Origin of the sequence: Streptomyces kronopolitis, from assembly GCF_014646275.1 — a bacterium.
GTDB classification, from domain to species: domain Bacteria; phylum Actinomycetota; class Actinomycetes; order Streptomycetales; family Streptomycetaceae; genus Streptomyces; species Streptomyces kronopolitis.
Genome location: NZ_BMND01000004.1, coordinates 350,644 through 368,026 on the forward strand (window position 1 = coordinate 350,644; position 17,383 = coordinate 368,026).

15 protein-coding genes are annotated in these 17,383 nt (G+C 71.1%); 5 read left to right on the plus strand and 10 right to left on the minus strand.

Going from position 1 to position 17,383, the window contains the following annotated elements; all coding sequences use genetic code 11:
- Positions 1-3 precede the first annotated feature (3 nt).
- From IEY78_RS07710 to IEY78_RS07730, 5 genes are read right to left on the minus strand one after another with little or no spacing between them, the layout of a single operon-like run.
- Positions 4-528 (minus strand): P-loop nucleotide/nucleoside kinase family protein, encoded by a 525-nt coding sequence (locus IEY78_RS07710; RefSeq protein ID WP_189096817.1) that lies wholly within the window; start codon positions 526-528, stop codon positions 4-6.
- Positions 529-575: 47 nt separating this feature from the next.
- Positions 576-1,439, minus strand: coding sequence for a glycosyltransferase family protein (locus IEY78_RS07715; protein WP_189096818.1), 864 nt, complete (start codon positions 1,437-1,439; stop codon positions 576-578).
- Positions 1,433-2,668 (minus strand): glycosyltransferase family protein, encoded by a 1,236-nt coding sequence (locus tag IEY78_RS07720; protein WP_189096819.1) that lies wholly within the window; start codon positions 2,666-2,668, stop codon positions 1,433-1,435. The genes IEY78_RS07715 and IEY78_RS07720 overlap by 7 nt, the downstream gene beginning before the upstream one ends.
- Positions 2,665-3,369 carry a hypothetical protein gene (locus tag IEY78_RS07725; RefSeq protein ID WP_189096820.1) on the minus strand — a complete coding sequence of 235 codons (705 nt, stop codon included), beginning with the start codon at positions 3,367-3,369 and terminating at the stop codon, positions 2,665-2,667. The genes IEY78_RS07720 and IEY78_RS07725 overlap by 4 nt, the downstream gene beginning before the upstream one ends.
- Entirely contained in the window at positions 3,366-4,523 is a 1,158-nt protein-coding gene (locus IEY78_RS07730; RefSeq protein WP_189096821.1) for a glycosyltransferase, read from the minus strand. Before IEY78_RS07730 ends, IEY78_RS07725 begins: the two co-directional genes overlap by 4 nt.
- Positions 4,524-4,669: 146 nt before the next feature.
- Between IEY78_RS07730 and IEY78_RS34225 the strand changes: the two genes are divergently transcribed.
- On the plus strand, positions 4,670-5,641 hold the full coding sequence (locus IEY78_RS34225; protein WP_229699766.1) for a helix-turn-helix domain-containing protein: 972 nt from the start codon (positions 4,670-4,672) through the stop codon (positions 5,639-5,641).
- Complete coding sequence (locus IEY78_RS34230) at positions 5,638-6,207, plus strand: peptide deformylase (protein ID WP_229699767.1); 570 nt, start codon at positions 5,638-5,640, stop codon at positions 6,205-6,207. Before IEY78_RS34225 ends, IEY78_RS34230 begins: the two co-directional genes overlap by 4 nt.
- A gap of 334 nt (positions 6,208-6,541) precedes the next feature.
- On the opposite strand, the gene IEY78_RS07740 is transcribed toward IEY78_RS34230, so the two are convergent.
- Positions 6,542-6,925, minus strand: a complete 384-nt coding sequence (locus tag IEY78_RS07740) for a hypothetical protein (RefSeq protein ID WP_189096822.1) — start codon at positions 6,923-6,925, stop codon at positions 6,542-6,544.
- A 1,206-nt stretch (positions 6,926-8,131) separates the two neighbouring features.
- Positions 8,132-9,469: a diacylglycerol/lipid kinase family protein gene (locus tag IEY78_RS07750; RefSeq protein WP_189096823.1), complete on the minus strand. Its 1,338-nt coding sequence runs from the start codon at positions 9,467-9,469 to the stop codon at positions 8,132-8,134.
- Between the two features lie 396 nt (positions 9,470-9,865).
- On the opposite strand from IEY78_RS07750, the gene IEY78_RS07755 reads away from it, so the two are divergent.
- Positions 9,866-10,501: a TetR/AcrR family transcriptional regulator gene (locus tag IEY78_RS07755; protein WP_189096824.1), complete on the plus strand. Its 636-nt coding sequence runs from the start codon at positions 9,866-9,868 to the stop codon at positions 10,499-10,501.
- Between the two features lie 36 nt (positions 10,502-10,537).
- On the opposite strand, the gene IEY78_RS07760 is transcribed toward IEY78_RS07755, so the two are convergent.
- Together IEY78_RS07760 and IEY78_RS07765 are read right to left on the minus strand one after the other, a co-directional pair.
- Positions 10,538-11,998: an aminopeptidase P family protein gene (locus IEY78_RS07760; protein WP_189096825.1), complete on the minus strand. Its 1,461-nt coding sequence runs from the start codon at positions 11,996-11,998 to the stop codon at positions 10,538-10,540.
- Between the two features lie 142 nt (positions 11,999-12,140).
- Positions 12,141-13,799 (minus strand): PP2C family protein-serine/threonine phosphatase, encoded by a 1,659-nt coding sequence (locus IEY78_RS07765; RefSeq protein ID WP_189096826.1) that lies wholly within the window; start codon positions 13,797-13,799, stop codon positions 12,141-12,143.
- A gap of 732 nt (positions 13,800-14,531) precedes the next feature.
- Between IEY78_RS07765 and IEY78_RS07770 the strand changes: the two genes are divergently transcribed.
- Positions 14,532-15,242, plus strand: a complete 711-nt coding sequence (locus tag IEY78_RS07770; protein ID WP_189096827.1) for a bifunctional DNA primase/polymerase — start codon at positions 14,532-14,534, stop codon at positions 15,240-15,242.
- Between the two features lie 196 nt (positions 15,243-15,438).
- On the plus strand, positions 15,439-16,062 hold the full coding sequence (locus IEY78_RS07775) for a hypothetical protein (RefSeq protein WP_189096828.1): 624 nt from the start codon (positions 15,439-15,441) through the stop codon (positions 16,060-16,062).
- A 288-nt stretch (positions 16,063-16,350) separates the two neighbouring features.
- Here IEY78_RS07775 and IEY78_RS07780 read toward each other — a convergent pair whose 3' ends face one another.
- A complete protein-coding gene (locus IEY78_RS07780; protein ID WP_189096829.1) occupies positions 16,351-17,319 on the minus strand; it encodes a DUF5926 family protein in 969 nt (322 codons plus the stop codon).
- Between the last annotated feature and the right edge of the window lie 64 nt (positions 17,320-17,383).

The following is a 17,383-nucleotide window of genomic DNA, read 5'->3' on the forward strand; positions in this document are numbered from 1 at the left end:
TTTTCAGCTCGACCTCGCCGAGGACAGCGTGGCCGCGAGTTCCTCCAGATCTCCGGTGTAGACGATGACCTCTTCGTCTTCGGCCGGTGGGTCGAAGCGGTCGAAGAAGTCGTCGAGGGCTTCGGGGGTCACGGTGAGGGCATTGGCGTCCTCACGGTGGTTGCGCTCGGCGAGGCGCCGGAGCAGTTCCTCCCGGTCGGCGGGGAGGTAGACGATGAGGGGGTGGCCGCCCGCCTCCCGGGCGGCCTGCCTCCAGGCGTCACGCTCGCTACGGCGCCACAGGCCGTGGTCGAGGACGACATCGTGCCCTGCTTCGATCTCCTTGATGAAGCGTTCCCGGGTTGCCTCGACGACGGGGCGTTCGCGCTCGAAGTAGGTGTGCTCGGGGTAGTCCACGCCGTAGCGGCCGTGGAGGCGGTGCACCTCCTCGTCCACGGACAACCGGATGTAGCCGTGGTCGGCCAGAGCCTGGGCGACAGTGGTCTTCCCGGAGCCGGTCAGGCCGGCCAGGAGAACGGCGAGAGGCAAGGGTCGGTCATCCCTTCCGCGAGCGTGCGCGAACGCGGGCATTGTCTCTAATCCTGGCCGGTGTGTGCGTACGGCCGCCAGGTGGTGAAGATGCTCCGGGCCTCGGCGGGCCAGCTGAAGGGCATCCGGTCCAGGCTCACCCTGCGGAAGGCGAATCGCGGATCGCTGATGTTGATCACACCGCCGTGCCGGCCGACGTGGTCCAGCAGGCGGGTGGCCTCGTCGCGCACGGCGGGGGTCTGTTCCTGCCAGGTGCCGGATGAGAAGTGGCGCACTCGGCGGCGGAGGTCGTCGAGGACGCCCGAGCGCCACTTGAAATGGTGCACCGCGCAGATGCGGTCCGCATCCGGCCGATGGCCATGGGCCCGGTGATTGCCGGAGGCGACGCTGACGTCCTGGCGGGCGAGGACGATCTTTCTGGGGTCGCCATGCAGAAGCCGGTGGGTGAGGTGGCCGCCGAAGGGATAGGCGAGGTCCAGTCCGCCTTCGGGCCTCCAGCCGGTCAGGCGTCCGCTCGCGGCGACCCGGTCGAGCATCAGCCCGCCGATCACGCGGTGCCCGGACTTCTCGGCCTGGGCGATCATCTCCGTGAGTGGGGCGGGGTATTGCTGGAACTCGTCGGCGTCGGCCAGCAGGTGCCAGCCTGGGCCGGCCGTGTGGCGGAGGGAGTCGCGGAGCTGGGAGTTGGTGTGCTCGTGCCACGGTCCGGTGCTGGTCCCGGTCGGGATGATGCCCAGCTCGCGGCATGCGGCCTGGAGTGCGTGCCGTTGTCTGTCGGGCACGTGCTCGGGGAAGTGGAAGGCGATCAGGAACCGCTCGACGCCCAGCCACCGGTAGTGGCGGACCCAGGCGGCCAGCAGCGGCACCTCGACGGGGCCGATGACAGCGATCAAGGTGGGTGTGGTCAGCATCGGGGCTCCTTCGTACGCAGTGAGGCGAAGCTTCGGGCGAGGAAGTCGGCTTGCTCGGCGGCGGTCCACATCCCCAGCCGCCGGGGTGCCTCGGCGCCGGGCCGCTCGGGCGGCTGGCGAACCACGGCGTGCAGGGCGTCGGCGAGTCCGTCGGGGTCGCCGACGGGGAAGGTCAGTGCCCAGTACTGGCCGTGAAGGCGGGCGGTGAGGGAGGGGTCGTGGTCGGAGACGACCAGGGGGACGCCGAGACGGACGGCGTCCATCACGAGCCCGGATTCCTTGCCGACGCCGGGATGCCGGGCGACCAGAGCGGCGTCGGCGGCGGCGTACACCAGCCGCAGCACCGGCTCCGCCACCGGGCCGGGCACCGTGTGCAGACGCAGGTTGGGCAAGGCCCGCCACCGCTCCAGCACAGCCTCATCGAGGGGGCTGCCCGCAACGAGGAGGTGCAGTGGTTCCTTCAGGCGGTCCAAGGCGGCGTCGATGACAGCGATGTCCTTGTACGGCCACCAGCCGCCCACCAGGCACACCACGGCTTCGGCGCCGGGGATGCCGAATGCGGTGCGACCGCCGTCGCGTTCGGCGTCGCTCAGGCGGTGACCGTCGTCGACCGCGAAGGCCTGCACCACCGCAGGCAGATCCGGGAAGACCGCGGCGAACTGATCGCCCACAGTCTGCGTCGGGTACACCGCAAGCACCTTCTTCTCCCCCCGGCGGGCGAGCCGGCCGATGAGCCGCACCACGGCGTCCTCCGTGGTGACCGCTTCGTGGACGAACCGCAGGTGCGGCAGGCCGCCGAGGACGGCAGCGGCCCCGTGCAGGGCCTCGCTCGCGGTCAGGATCACCACCGCCTCGGCGTCCGACTCCAGGCGCAGCGTGGTCCGCAGCGTGGACGCCTCCGTAAGACAGCGGACGATGAGGGTGATCTGGTGAGGCATTCGCCGCAAGGCACGGGGCCAGCGGCGCGAACGGAAGATCCACTGCCCGGCCGAGGAGAGGCCGGCGGCGAGTCGGGCGGCGCCCAGCAGCCCGGCCGCCGGACGCCCTACCGGCGCGGTCACCAGCCGGGCCCCCGCCTCGCGCAGGGCTCCCACCGCGTTGCGAGCGATCCCGTTCGGGGCGATGACCAGGGTGCCGGGCCGGGCCTGGGCGAGCGCGACCAGCGTGCGCTGGTGGTGCCCGCCCAAGCGGTCGGCGTACGGCTCGATGAGCACGAGGCCGTGGGTCATCCGGAAACCGCCCGCTCCCCGTGAGCGGCAGTGAACTGGGCCCGCAGCCAGGAGGGATCATTGAGGTGGTCGAACAGCTTCGGGTCGCATGCGGCCTCGCGGGCGAAGGTGACGCCCTCACGGGCCCCGGCGGCAGCGTGGGAGGCGAACTCCCCGCACCTGCTATCCGTCCACGCCTCCACCCGTTGGCGGGCGTCTTCGGTTGCCATTCCGTACTCGCTGCCGCGGGCGAGCATCGCGCACTCGCGGAAACCTGCCTTCCAGGCGTGGAAGGGGCTCTGGTTGAACCGAGTGATCCCAGCGGTCTCCTGGGCGAATTCGATGCGACCGGGCAGCGCGGCGAGGACGTCCACGGCCTCGCCCATCTCGCGCAGGGCGCTGCGGCGGATCAGTTTCAGCCCGCCGTAGCCGTACGTCAGACCGTTGACCGGATTGACCGCCCGCCACACCCGCATGGACACGCCTTCGTCCAGCGGCTCGACGGCGGCTGCGTCGAAGCCGGAGTCGATGGCGAAGTCGCCGTCGGCGAGGAAGAACTGCTCGCGGTCGACGACCTCGGCGCACAGTCGGTAGGCCCGGCGCATCCCGTGCACGCCGTGCACGCGCTTGGCGGTGCCGCCGAGCGTCCGCTGGAAGCGCGCGTGGAGGGAGTTGGCCATCGGCTCGTCGTAAGAGAGGAAGACCGCGTCGAAGTCGGTCACGAGAGGGCCTCCAGGTAGCGGGCGGCGACCCGGGCGGGCGTGAAGTCGGTGGTGGAGGCATGAGCCCGTTTGGCGTGCAGGGCATGGAATTCGTCGTCCGTGGCGAGGCGCTCGGCCAGGGCGACGGCCTCAGCCGGGGTGGTGAAGCACAGCTCGGGGTCGATGTGCTCGGCGAGCCAGCCCAGTCGCGGGGAGATGACCGGCAGCCCCATGCCCTGGCAGTCGATCACGCTCATCGACCAGGGGCAGCCGGGGCGGAACGGAGCGATACCGAAGCGGGCGCCGGCCAGCAGGTTCCTGTAGCGGACGCGGTCGCCCCGGTCGGAGACGATCTGGATGTTCGGCAGAGCTGCGAGCTGGTCGCGCATCCGCTCGGGGCTGTCATCCAGGCCCGTACGGACGGCCCGGCGCTGGCCGAACAGGTCCATGACCTGCAACCGGACCGTGCCGGATGCGCTGAGTTCGCGGGCCAGATGCACGAACTGCTCGGTCCCGTAGTGCGCGTACAGACGGTGGTTGTAGACGCCGATCGTCCCAGCGTCCTGCCCCCGGTGAGCTGTTGAGGGATCACAGACCAGACGCTCGTCCCGTGGGGCGGGCACCACCTGCAGCAGGTCGCCGAGGTCGACGGTCATGCGGGCTGCTGCGGCCGACACCCAGGAGGCGGCGGTGGCGGAGTGGACCATCACCCTGTCGCAGGCGGCCAGCCCGGCGGCGAACGCCAACAGCACCGGCCGGCCCAGCCCGGCGTCGTTCAGCGAAGGGTCGAGCAGGAGCTGACCGCCGCCGGTGAAGGAGAACGGCAGGTAGTGGCAGTACCCGGCCAGAAGCGCGTCCGATCCGGCCTCCAGCAGGGCGGTTCGGACGGCCGGGGCCTCCTCGATCTGGTTGGCCACGACGGCGTCGGGCTTCTCTGCCCGGATCAACGCCACCAGCTCGTCGATATCCGTGGAGAACCGGGCCCGGTACTTCGTCCCCGGCACCTTCGTCTGGCGGAAGCCGCAGCGGGCATCCCCGGCCGCAGCCGGAGCCGCGACGGTGACCTCCGCGCCGGCATCCGCCAATGCCGGCGCAAGCAGATCCGCGAAGATCCAGCCAGAATCCGCGGACAGTCGGTCAGGGTTGGAGATGTTGAGCAGGTACAGCACACGCATGATGCTTCGCCTCCCTCGTCTGCCCGGAGCGTCGATCCGGGCCGGTGAGGGAAGGAAAACGGCGACGCGGGCCGTGACGGGATGGTGAACTGGGATCACTCACGGTTCATTCATGCTCACCAACGATGACGCGGGGCGGGGCTTCGATGGAGGCGCAAGGCGAGGAGATCCCGGTCGAGCAGGCGGCCGAGGACTACGCGGCCGAGGTGGCTCGCTGGCGGGAAGTACGCGGCATGTCCAAGCGGGCGCTGGCTCTGGCCATGGGCTTTGACCCGTCCTACGTCAGCCACGTGGAGTCGGGCCGTCACAAGCCCAGCGAGGAATTCTCGCGCCTCGCCGACGAGGCTCTGAACGCCGGGAAGGCGATCTGGCGACGTTGGTGCGACTACGAGCAGGCGAAGGCTCGTACCCAGCGGCCGGCGACGCCGCCCACCCAGCGCAGGCCGGAGCAGCCATATGCGACCGGATCGGCCCTCGTGGTGGAACACGACGCGGCCCGGCTCCAGTACGACGGCAGCAAGTACCGGCTGACCATGCGTCGGCGGCTGCGCAACACCGGCGGCGAACCGGTGACCCGCTACCTGATCCGCATCTCCGTGGACCGCCACCCCGGCGACCCCGAGCGGTCCAACGCGCACTACCGAGCCCACCCGTTGACATGGGACGAACTCGACCTGACAGCCACCTGCCGGGGGGAGACGATGCGGTGGGAGGCCAAGCACGACCGCGACGCCTTCAAGGAAGTCTGGCTGCTGTTCGACAACGAACAGGGCCGCTTTCCGCTCTACCCGGGGGAATCAGTATGGATCGAGTACGCCTACACAGTCGGCGACGACAAGTGGGGCAACTGGTTCCAGCGGGCGGTCCGCCTGCCCACCGAACGACTGGAAGTCCAACTCGTCTTCCCTGCTGCTCTCGATCCCGCCGTGTGGGGCACAGAGACGTCGATGACCGCCGAGGCGACCCCCTTGCGAACCCCTCCCGTACGCAGCGACGAGAGTGAGCTACGGCAATTCACATGGATCACGACCACACCTGCTCTGCACGCTCGGTACCGTCTGGAGTGGCGGTTCCGGGCACGGCCACCACGCGACACGGATCAAAGGGGACTCAGGTGATTGATGTGCGGCCCAGCCAGCGCATGCGAGATCTCGGTGTCGTCCAGCACGGCGCCGGCATCCTCGCCGAACCAGCCCGCCTTTTCGACCTGCCTACCGAGCGCGACAGAGCCGAGCACACCGTAGACGAGTTGTTCGCCGCTATGGAGCGGATCGGACAGGTCCACCCTTTCGCGAAGGGCATGGGCATCGCCGCCCCGCAGATCGGTCTCGCACGATCCGCCGCTGTCGTCCAGCCGCCAGGGGAGACTCCCGCCATCGTCCTCCTCAACCCGCGGATCACGACCAGCTCCGGAGAGACGGACGAGCAGTACGAGGGGTGCCTGAGCTTCTTCGACGTGCGCGGCCTCGTTCCCCGTCCCCTGAAGATCACGGTGGAGACGACGACCCTGACCGGCGAGACCGTGTCCACCGTGTACGAACGTGGACTCGCCCGCCTGATCCACCACGAGATCGATCACCTCGACGGGCTGCTCTACACCGCCCGCATGCGCCCAGGAGTCGATCCGATTCCGGTGGAGGAGTATCGACAGACCGGCCGGGCCTGGGAATACGACGGCCTCTAAGAGGTCGTTTTCTCCCGTTGTTACGCCCCCGGTGGATTGCGTTTGATCATGCGGTCTCGGATTGCGCAAGGAGACGGTGTCTCTTCCGGTGACGCGGCGGGGCATGAGGTCAGTCATGGCAGAGGTGGATCACGGCTGAGGAGGAGGCGGCGAAACCTCAGCCATTCGTAGGTCTGCTTCACTATCGATGCCCAGGCAGGCGGCGTACTCGACGAAGTGCTGGCGGTAGCTGCCCTCACCCAGACCTTGCACATCAAAACACTCTGACGGGGCAAGACAGCGGCCCGGCAGTATGGACCTGCCGGGCCGCTGAGGGCCTGTGGGGCGAATGGGACTAGGCGATGATGTCTACACAGGGGTGTCCCTTAGCGGCGCTGTCAATGCTGCCGCAGACCCTATCCCCGTCTTTGAGGTGCTGGTGGATTTCCTTACGGATTCGCCAATGCCCCTTGAGGTAGCCGAGCGTCCAGCGAGGGTAACCATTTACGAATATGTACGCCTTGCCGCCGCTGCCGCTGTTGTTGCCGATAGCTATAGCGCTCACGTAGGTTCCCGAGCCCGTAACGCTGATGCAAGTGTCTTCCTCGCACCGCGTCGCACTGAGAGGTGACGATTTTGAACTCATGCTGACGGCGGATGAATCGCCTGCTACCCCTAAGGATAACGCGATTGCCCCCGCCGCACTTACGGCGATACCCGTGCGCATCTTCTTGTTCATGTGATTAATGATGAGTGATGTTAAGTGTGGGGCACCAGTCAAAAAAGGGCTACGCCGGCTAGTCATCTCGAACTAGTACTCGATAGTTGAAAAACTAATGGCCTTGATGCGGAACTTCCGCTTTCGCTTTCGCCGGGACGGGCAACTCGCTCCGATGTGCTAGACAGGCGATGAAGCGTTAAGGGTGAGGTGGGGTGTACTTTCCCCTACGCGATTTCTGTTCTCTCAGGTAAAGCCATTCATCCTTGATGAACGTCCAGAGCTTTCGCAAGGTGATCCATGCAATTATGCCGCACGTGGCGAATCCGGCGCATGCGTAAATCAATACAATTGGCGAAAGATGCGCGAAGCCTCCCGACGTTAAGCGTCGCAATGCATAGCCGCACACGCTGAAGGCCCCGAAAAATAGTATTCCGGTGAAAACCCTTCGAGCATTATCCACCGATGCCTGGTCGCGCGTCCCTTGATCTTCAGGCCGACCTTTGACGAGTTTCATGTATGCCATGCCCCTAGCGTGACGTGGGACTGCTGCTCCCCTCATGATGCCAGTTGCCCGTCGGGGGCCGACGTACGCGCCGTGCGCTTCTCCGTGACCGGTGGGACGTCGCTTCAATGGGCTGGTAGGCAGCGGGATGAAGGCTCTGGAGGTGCGGTGCAGGAGTGCTCGGTGCGTTCGACTCTGCGGCCATCGCTGACTGAATCACCTGCAGCACCTGGCGGACACCGCTGGGTCGTCGAGCGCATCATGTCCTGGTTCTCCGCCTGCCGCCGACTGCACGACGCTACGAGCGCAAGCCCGAGGACTTCAGCGAACGCGCCAGAGTCAGCCACCGGGTACCACCCCCCGACGGCCTACCGGGTGGTACCCGGCTCCATCTTCCCTCGCAAGGCGTAGGCGATGGGCTGGGTCCCACCTGCGCCCTCATTCGCCGTACTCCGGTGCCAAGTACCTGCCGGCAGCGTATGCAGTGCGGTGGAGGTGCCATCGGCCATGTGCTGTGCCCTCAGCGGGCACACCCAGGGCACAACGCACCGAAAAACCCTGCGGACCAGTGAGAACTACCAAGCGTAGTTTTCCCTGGTCCGCAGGACTTTTGCGGCAACGTCGCAGGTCAGCCCCCACCTCCCGCCATTCGATCCTCAAGTGGCGCGAGGGGGCGGCGCTTCCGCTGGCGTCGTGAGGCGCGCCCCTTCCGCGCCCCTCAGTCACCCGCGCGAAGTGCGGTGCCCCGCCGCTGAGTTCGGCCCCGTCGCATCCCGTCCCGTGCGCAGCGCCAGGCGCCGTACCCGGTGCCAGTCCATCGGCGGCAGACCGCGCGGCACCCCGGGGCGGTGCCGGGGCAGCCGCACGCGCAGCGCCCCGGGCGCGATCCGGCAGCGGACGGGGGTGGGCAGGGTGAGGGCCTCGCCGTCGACGCCGGCCCGGACGGTGGGGGAGTCCGCGTCGACGACGACGTCCCGGGCGCTCAGCGAGGTCAGCCCGGGGCCGTTGCGGCCGCGCAGCATCCAGGCCGCCTGGGCCGCGTTGTCGACCTTGACGCCCAGCATCCCCAGCACGCCGGAGTCCAGCCGCTCCCGCAGCCCCAGGCCCGCCGGATCGTCCATGCGGTAGGGGTTGTTGCTCACCAGGACGGCCTGCGGCCCGTCGACGGCGGTGCCGCCCGCGCGCACGGCCAGGTGCGGACCGCCGTGGTGGGTCAGCAGGTCCGGCAGCATCTCCAGGGTCGTGCGGGCCTTGTCCGCGCGGTACGCGGGGCTCTGCACGACCGCCGCATAGGCGCCGAACGAGGCGTTGTTGACGAAGACGCGGTCGCCGGCGAAGCCCAGATCGACGCGCCGCTCGACGCCGTCGGTCAGCGCCTCCAGGCACGTCGAGGGGTCCTCGCGGTCCAGGCCGAGGTCCATGGCGAAGTGGTTGCGGGTCCCGGCGGAGATCACCACGAACGGCACATCGCGCTCCGCCGCCACGGCCGCGACCAGGGCCTGGGTGCCGTCGCCGCCCGCGACGCCGAGCAGATCCGCGCCCTCGTCGACGGCCCGCCGGGCCAGTTCCGTCACGTCCTGGGGGTGCGCGGGATCCAGTAGGCACACCTCGGCGCCGAGCGCCTCGGCCTTGTCCACCAGCCCGAATTCCCCGACCTTCCCGCCGCCCGACCGCGGGTTCATGATCAGGAAGGGGTGCGCGGGAGGCGCGGCCGCGGGCTCCGGCCGGCTCGCCGGGCCGCTCCGCGCCGCCAGCGCGGCCCGGCCCGTGGTGACGGCCAGCGCCCACAGCACGACCGAGACGAGCACCACCCAGAGCAGCCCGGCGATCACATAGAGCACGAGGACGGCGAGCGGGGCGGCCAGCGCGAGCACGAGGCCCAGCACCCGCACGGCCCCCTTGCGGGAGAGCATCCACCACAGGCCGACCGCCGCCACGGCCAGTCCGGCCGCTCCCAGGCCCACCAGGGCGATGCTCCGCAGCCCGGCGAAGCCCAGCAGCACCAGCACCGCCGCCGCTGCCGCGGTCAGCGCCAGGCGCGCCGTCCAGCGTCCGTCCATGCGGCCCACCTCCCGTCCGGCCCCGCGCGCTCGCACGGGGCGCCGCGGTGCGGTCCCTTCCAGAGTCCACCGGCGCGGCCCGGACCACATCCGGGAGCGAGGGCGCGAAGGGGCGCGGGCGCTGTCAGGGGGGAGCCGCGGGGCGCGCGAGGGCCAGGGCAGCATGCGGACGTGCCGGCGGCAAGGTGTCAAACGGGGCGAACGTGCGCAGTCGGATTTCTGGCTGAAAATCGCCCTTGCGTAAGGTGGTTAGCGCGGTCTCGCGGTGGGAGGACCTCCCCCGCGGCGTCCCCTGTCCCGGCGAGACCAGCGCACACCTGATTAATACGAAGTTGCTCGCATTAACCTTTCCCGGACAATACTTGGCGTGATCCCGCACTGCAATACGGAGCCGTCGTGACGACAGCGCACCATGCCCCGGGCGAGGCCCGCCCCGGCGGGCGCACTGCCCGCACCCGCGAAGCCGTAGTGGCCGCCGTCCTGGAGGAGTTGGGCGAGAGCGGGTTCGGCGGGCTGACCATGGAGAAGGTCGCGCAGCGCGCGGGAATCCATCTGGCCACGGTCTACCGCCGCTGGCGCTGTGTCGAGGGCCTGATCTGCGAGCTGCTGACCGAGCTGAGTGCCGATGTGCCGCTGCCGGACTCCGGGAGCCTGGCCGGGGACCTGCGGGCGCTGGCCCGCGCGATCGCCGCCTTCTACGGGGAGGCGCGGGTGCGCAGCCTGATCGAGGCGGTGGTCTCCGCCGCGGGACGCGACCCGCAGGTCGCCGCGGAGCTGCGGAGCTTCTTCGACGAGCGGCTGGCGCTGGCCGGCCGGATGGTGCAACGCGCCGTCGGCCGCGGCGAACTGCCGCCGGACACCGACCCGGTGCAGGTGCTGTCGGCGCTCGGCGCGCCCTTCTACTACCGGATCCTGATCACCCGCCGCCCCGTCGACCGGGACCTCGCCGACTCCGCCGCGACCGCCGTCCTGGCGGCCGCCCACGCCGGCGCGTACACGCGGAAGGCCGACGGCCCGTCCCCCGGCGGCTGAGGCCACCGGGGGACGGGTGCGGCGTTGCCGCGCGGGCTACTTGCCGAGCAGGCCGGCCATCCAGGCCTCGACCTCGTCCGAGCGCCGCGGCAGCCCGGCCGACAGATTGCGGTTGCCGTCCTCCGTCACGAGGATGTCGTCCTCGATCCGGACGCCGATGCCGCGGTACTCCTCGGGGACCGTCAGATCGTCGGCCTGGAAGTACAGACCGGGCTCGACGGTCAGCACCACGCCCGGCGCCAGCGTGCCGTTGACGTAGGACTCGGTGCGGGCCGCGGCGCAGTCGTGGACGTCCAGACCGAGCATGTGGCCGGTGCCGTGCAGGGTCCAGCGGCGCTGCAGGCCCAGCTCCAGCACCCGCTCGACCGGGCCCTCCAGCAGGCCCCACTCGACCAGCTTCTCGGCGAGGACCCGCTGCGCCGCGTCGTGGAAGTCGCGGAAGGCCGCGCCCGGCTTGACCGCGGCGATGCCCGCCTCCTGGGCCTCGTACACCGCGTCGTAAATGGTGCGCTGGAGGTCGGTGTAGCGGCCGTTGATCGGCAGGGTGCGGGTGACGTCGGCGGTGTAGAGGGAGGTGGTCTCCACGCCGGCGTCCAGCAGGAGCAGATCGCCGGAGCGGACCGGGCCGTTGTTGCGGACCCAGTGCAGCGTGGTGGCGTGCGGGCCGGCGGCGCAGATCGAGCCGTAGCCGACGTCGTTGCCCTCGACGCGGGCGCGCAGGAAGAACGTGCCCTCGATGTAGCGCTCGCTGGTCGCCTCGGCCTTGTCGAGGACCTTCACGACGTCCTCGAAGCCGCGCACCGTGGAGTCGACGGCCTTCTGCAGCTCGCCGATCTCGAACTCGTCCTTGACCACGCGCGCTTCGGAGAGGTGGACTCGCAGCTCCTCGTCGCGCTCGGCGGTGACCTTGTCGGTCAGCGCGGCCTCGATGCCGGCGTCGTGGCCGCGCACCACGCGGACCGGGCCGGCGGCCTCCTTGAGCGCCTCGGCCAGCTCGCGCACGTCCTGGCAGGGGACGCCGAGCAGCGCCTCGGCCTCGGTCAGGCTGTGCCGCCGGCCGACCCACAGCTCGCCCATGCCGTTCAGCCAGAACTCGCCGTTGTCCCGGTCGGAGCGGGGCAGCCGGTAGATCGTCGCCTCGTGGGTGTCCCCCCGGGGCTCCAGGACCAGGACGCTGTCGTCGGTCTGGTCGCCGGTGAGGTAGACATACTCCGTCGAGGCGCGGAAGTCGTACTCGGTGTCGTTGGAGCGGGTCTTGAGATTGCCCGCCGGGATCACCAGACGCTCGCCGGGGAAGCGCGCGGACAGCGCGGCCCGCCGCCGGGCGGCGTTCGGGGCCTGCTCGATCGGCCGCAGGTCGCGCAGCTCGGTGTCCGCCCAGCCGCTCTTCATGTTGTCCGCGAGCTCATCGGAGACGGCCGGGTAGAGGCCGTTCTTCCGCTGCTTGATCGGCTGCTCGTGCTCGTCCGGGGTCTCCGGCGTGAGCTCGTCGGTCACGGTGCCTCCTCTAAAGACTGAACCGCCTTCCATCGTATGTGCGGATCGAAAGCGGTCCAGGGGCGGAAAGGTGTGACCTCTCCGGCATTCCGGTCCGCGGTGCGTCGCCGCGCCGCGGACCGGGCGGCTCCGTGCGGCCGGCTCACTCCTCGAAGTACGCCGCGAGCAGCACCACGTCCTCCTCCGACGACGGATCGTCCAGGCCCTGCGGCAGCATCGTGCGCACGATGTGGTCCACGACCGCCTCGGGATCGTGCCGGATCGCCCGGGGGACGCCCGCGGCGGCCGCGTGCAGCAGGCTGAAGGCGCGGTCCATGGACTCGCCCGTGCGCTGCAGCAGACCGTCGCTGTAGAGCAGCACGGTCTCGCCGCCGGCCGCCTCGATCTCCACGCTGGGCGCCTCCCAGCAGGCCAGCATGCCCAGCGGCGCCGACAGCGAGGTCTCCACGAACTCGGTCCGCGTCCCGCCCAGGACGAGCGGCGGGCAGTGGCCGGCCCCGGCCAGCACCAGCGTGCGCGCCGGTGCGCTCCCCCAGCCGCCCCGGGGGTCCGCCGACCCGCCGTCCGGGCAGGGGGGAGCGCCGTCGAGGCCGTCCGGCCCGGGGGCGAGGGCCGGTCCGCCCGGTGTGCCGGGCGGCGGCTCGCTGTAGGCGAACAGCGCGGTGGCGCTGCGGGCCGGCTCGGTCAGCCGCAGCAGCAGTTCGAGGTCGGACAGGACGGCGACCGGATCCTCGCCCTCCATGACGGCGTAGGCGCGCAGCGAGGCCCGCAGCCGCCCCATGGCGGCCACCGCGCTCGGCCCGGAGCCGGTCACCGAGCCGACCGCCAGGCCCAGCGCGCCGTCGGGCAGCGGCAGCGCGTCGTACCAGTCGCCGCCGCCGCGTGGCCCGGTGCTGTGCCGCACCGCCAGGCGGACGCCGGGGATCCGCGGCAGCCGGTGCGGCAGCAGCTCCTCGCGGAGGGTCTCGGTGGCCTGCCGGCTGCGGTGCAGCTCCAGGAGGCGGGCGAGGTGCTCGGCGGCGTGCGCCCGGTAGAGGCCGACGAGATGGCGCTGCCGTTCGGTGGGCTCGGCCGGTTCGTCGTAGAGCCAGACCGCGGCGCCGGTGCGGCCGATCGGGTCGGCGGTGAGCGGGACCGCGTAGCTGGCCGCGTACCCGAGACGGGCGGCGACCTCCCGCAGGCGGGGGTCGAGGTCCTTCTCCCCGGGGATGTCGGGTTCGGAGATCTCGGTGCGGACCACGGCGCCCGCGCGCGGGTCGGCGGTGCGGGCCGGGGCGTCGAGCGGCTCGGCCCGCTCGTCCTCGCCGCAGGCGCCGGGCTCCGGAAGGCCGTCCAGTATCCGGGCGTACGACAGGGCGCGGCGCGGGACGGTCTCGATGTGGCCGATCTCGGCGTGGCCGAGGCCCAGGCCGACGGTGGTCTCCGGGCCGAGGCCGTCGGCCGGGGCGAGGACGACCAGCCCGCGGCGGGCGCCGACCAGCGCCGCGCCGGCCCGCAGCAGCTCCCGCAGGGCGTCGTCCAGCGTGCGGGTGTGCGCGAGCCGTTCGGTCAGGTCGTGCAGGGTGCTGAGGTCGGAGATCCAGCCGGCCAGCCGGTCCTGGACGGCGGCGAGTTGCCCGTCGCCGGACACGCCGGAGGACGTGCCGCCGGCGCCGGCTGACGGGGTGTCGGAACCGGGGTCCCGGGGGGCGCCCGGCGCGCCCTCGGACGGGGCGCCGGAGCCGGCGTCCGCGGGAGCGTTCGCGGCATGCGGCGCGACAGTGTGCGCGGGGGCGGGAAGAGCTGGTTCGATTCCAGCCACTTTCGGTACGTGCGGGGCGCTCATGACCGACGGCTCTCGTCGGGCCGGGTTTGACCCCAGGTCAGGCCGCTTTTTGCCAGGGAGTGCGGCATTTTGTTGAGTGATGTTGTGCGGTGCAGTGGGCCGCTCAATTTCCTCAATAGCATCGCAAACCCCCATGTCATGCTGCTCCGCTATTAATGACTCCAGATGTACACGCATCAACGATGTGATGTCCAGCACTGTCCCCATGGGGTTTGTGGTGTCAGCGAGGTCTGTACTTTGGCCTGAAAAAAGCCCCCTGAGCGTCAATTTGAGGTCGACTGACGGCGATCAGCAGCGCGTCATCACCACAGTGGCGGGTACGTAATCGGAAAGGTGCGGGGCCAGTTGCGGCCGCACCGGAACCCTCCGGCGGGCAGCGGCGTCTCACACGCCGACGGCCGCTACGCACTCCCAAGCGGCGGGGACTGCACGACCCAAGCGCAAGCGCCATGCGCGCGCCACCCCCCGCCACGTTCCACGCTCGGCGTACGGCGTGATGCGCTGCCTTGTACACGCGGTGACCAGTGATCCACGTGACGTGATCGATGCGCGATCGGCCCCGGGCTGCACTGCCGGGCCTTCAGGAAACGTCACAAACGGCATGAAGCGGCACGGCGGAACGACCGCGGGTCGGAAGCAGTGCCCTGCAATGCGATGCGTAGTGCGATGGACTCAGCCCTCGGCGTTAACGGAAAGGAACGAGCGCTCATGCGCGAGATCCTCGGAAGGCGACGCAAGCTCCTGTTCCGGCGCGGCGGAAGGTCGGCGCTGCTCGGTGCGGCGCTCCAGTGCGCCACCGAGTGGCAGTGGCCCGTACTTCCCGGAGTGGGCCTCAGGTCGGGCGGCCGCCAGCCGGCCGGCGCCCGGCTCGGCCTCGGCGAGCGGCCCGCCCCTCGGTGCAACTGCCCCGACCCCGACTGCGTGGTGCCCGGTGCGCACCCCTTCGACCCCGGCCTGCTGGCCGCCACCACCGATGCCCGGATGCTGCGGTGGTGGTGGACCAACCGCCCCGATGCCCCGCTGGTACTGGCCACGGGCGGCCGGGCGCCCTGCGCGGTGAGCCTGCCGGCCGTCGCCGGCGCCCGTGCCCTGGCCGCCCTGGACCACTTCGGCGTACGCCTCGGCCCCGTGGTGGCCACCCCCACCCGCTGGTCGCTGCTCGTATCGCCCTACGACCTCGCGGAGTTGGGCGAGCTGCTGCACTCCCGGGACTGGGTGCCCAGCTCGCTGCGGTTCCACGGCGAGGGCGGCTATGTGGTGCTCCCGCCCTCACCGGTCGGCGCCGGCCGGGTCCGCTGGGAGCGGCCGCCGGCCGCCGGTCCGGCCGCGCCCTGGCTGCCGAAGGTCGCCACGATCGTGGACGCCCTCGTCACGGCGAGCACCAGCACCCCCGACGGCGGCAGCCGCCTCGCCTACTGACGCCGCGCGGCGCCCCGGCACCGTTCGCTGCGGGCGGTGTCGCCCACCGCCCGCGGGCGGATCACCCGTACGGGTGTGACCGCCCCCGATCCCGCCCGGAAACGGGCTTCGGGTGGCATGGGGCACCCCCGCCGGCCGATAGGTTCGCACCACCGTCAAGCCGTCGTCGGCGGCATCTCAATCGCAGGTGGGGGCCATGCAGCGTGCGCAGAAACTCCGCTTGACCGGGCTCGCCGGCCTCGCGGTGCTCGCCATCGTCGTACCGCTGGGTGCCGCGACGGCCGGCCCGGCCCACCGGGTGACTCCGGGAGCGCAGCTGGGGGCAGCGGCCAAGGCCGAAAACAGCTCTTCGGCCGAAACGGGAAACGCGGCCGAAAGTGGCGCCGATCCGGACAGGGCTCCCGCCCTCCGCACCGACTCCGGGACCGGCCACCGCCCGGGCCCCGGCCCGGACCGCTTCCCCGGCCGCACCGCCCGCTGCGGGCCCGAACTCACCGTCCCGCAGGGCATCGAGGCCCAGACCTGTGTGCTCTCCCGGGCGGGCCGGACCCGGGCCCGGACGTACTACCGCAACCGCACGGGCCGTCCGCTGCGCGCCGCCCTCACGCTGCTGCGGCCGGACGGCGGGGCCGTCCAGGTGAACTGCGCGGTGCCGGCGGCCGGGGCGCCGGGGATGTGCGAGACGCCGGCCGGTCCGACCGTGCACGCGGGAGGGCTGCGGTACGCCGCGGTGGCGGAGGTCTCCGACGCGGCGGGGGAGCGGCTGCTGCTGCGCTCCGGCAGCAACTCGCCGCTGCGGAGCGGCGGTTCGGCGCGCTGAGGCGAGAGGCGTCCGGGGGAGGCAGGGCGGATGCCCGGGCCTCGAAGCCCTCGGCGCCCCGTCCGGCGAAGCGGATCATCCGCCTCCGGACATGGAAGCGCCCGGTCGCTGGCGACGGGGGATGCACCAGCGACCGGGCTTTTAGAACCGTAACAAGAGATCGGCGGTTCGCAAATTCGATCGTGGAATTCCGGACGCCTATTTACCGGCAGGTACGGGCAGTTGTGACAGGTGTCACGCGCCGGTTTTCGCGGAGGCGTCCACTCCGCTCGGCCGGGGCCGGCCCGGTCAGCTCAGGGTGACCTGACGGTTGGTGAGACCGCCCCGCGCCCGGCGCTCCTCGGGGCTCAGCGGGGCGTCCTCGGCCAGCGCCTTCGCCAGCCGCTCGGCGAACGCCGCGGCGGGCTCGGCGACGTCGTCGGCGCTCATCGACGAGGGCAGGTCCCAGACCGGAACGACCAGGCCGTGGGCGCGGAACGAGCCGACCAGACGGGTGCCCTCACCGAGCGAGGAAGCGCCCGCCACATGCAGTCGCGCGAGCGCGTCCAGCAGCTGCTCCTCCGGGTATCCGGTGACCCAGCGCAGGTGGTTCTTGTCCGGCGCCTCGCACCAGTACGCGCCCTCCAGCCCGGGGATCCGCGCGGTCGGGATGGCCGCCGCGTTGGCCCGCTCCAGCGAGGCCGCGACCTCGCCGGTGGCGTTCTCGGGGTTCTCCACCCAGAACTCGAAGCCGGTGTGGACGGTCGGCTCAAAAGCCGCGTCCGGATCCAGCAGGTCCTGCAGCCGCGGGCCGTCGGGCGCGGTCCGTGCGGCGGTGACCGGAGTGCCGGGCTCCGCGGTCAGGGCGCGCTGGAGGATGTCCGCGAGGTCGCGGCTGAGGTCGCCGGAGGCGGTGTCGTTCTGCAGGCCGAGCATGATCGCGCCGTTGTCGCGGCGCAGCGCGGGCCAGGCCATCGGCAGCACCGTCGCCAGCGTCACCGACGGGACGCCCTCGGGCAGCCCGCCTTTCAGCGTCAACTCGGCGGTGGCGGCGGGCACCAGCTCCCGCAGCGCCACCCAGTCGCACTCACCGGGCAGCCCCTCGAAGGGCCGCTGCACGAGTGCGGTGGCGGCATGCGCCGCGGCCCGCCCGTGACAGGCCTTGTACCGGCGGCCGGAACCGCAGGGACAGGGCTCGCGGGCGCCGACGACCGGCACCTCGCCGTCCTTGATCTGCGGTGCTGCGGCCTGGGACTGGGGACGGCGCTTCTTGGCCATGGCGACGGAGTCTCCTGGTCGATCCTGGGCGTGCGGACGCGTTTCGGCGCGAGCCTAGAGGATT

Bases quoted from the DNA above. Each gene is read 5' to 3' on its own strand.
- IEY78_RS07730 (WP_189096821.1), bottom strand. From the start codon at position 4,523: ATGCGTGTGCTGTACCTGCTCAACATCTCCAACCCTGACCGACTGTCC.
- IEY78_RS07780 (WP_189096829.1), bottom strand. From the start codon at position 17,319: ATGGCCAAGAAGCGCCGTCCCCAGTCCCAGGCCGCAGCACCGCAGATC.
- IEY78_RS07740 (WP_189096822.1), bottom strand. From the start codon at position 6,925: ATGAACAAGAAGATGCGCACGGGTATCGCCGTAAGTGCGGCGGGGGCA.
- IEY78_RS07750 (WP_189096823.1), bottom strand. From the start codon at position 9,469: ATGGACGGACGCTGGACGGCGCGCCTGGCGCTGACCGCGGCAGCGGCG.
- IEY78_RS34225 (WP_229699766.1), top strand. From the start codon at position 4,670: ATGGAGGCGCAAGGCGAGGAGATCCCGGTCGAGCAGGCGGCCGAGGAC.
- IEY78_RS07720 (WP_189096819.1), bottom strand. From the start codon at position 2,668: ATGACCCACGGCCTCGTGCTCATCGAGCCGTACGCCGACCGCTTGGGC.
- IEY78_RS07715 (WP_189096818.1), bottom strand. From the start codon at position 1,439: ATGCTGACCACACCCACCTTGATCGCTGTCATCGGCCCCGTCGAGGTG.
- IEY78_RS07770 (WP_189096827.1), top strand. From the start codon at position 14,532: ATGCGCGAGATCCTCGGAAGGCGACGCAAGCTCCTGTTCCGGCGCGGC.
- IEY78_RS07775 (WP_189096828.1), top strand. From the start codon at position 15,439: ATGCAGCGTGCGCAGAAACTCCGCTTGACCGGGCTCGCCGGCCTCGCG.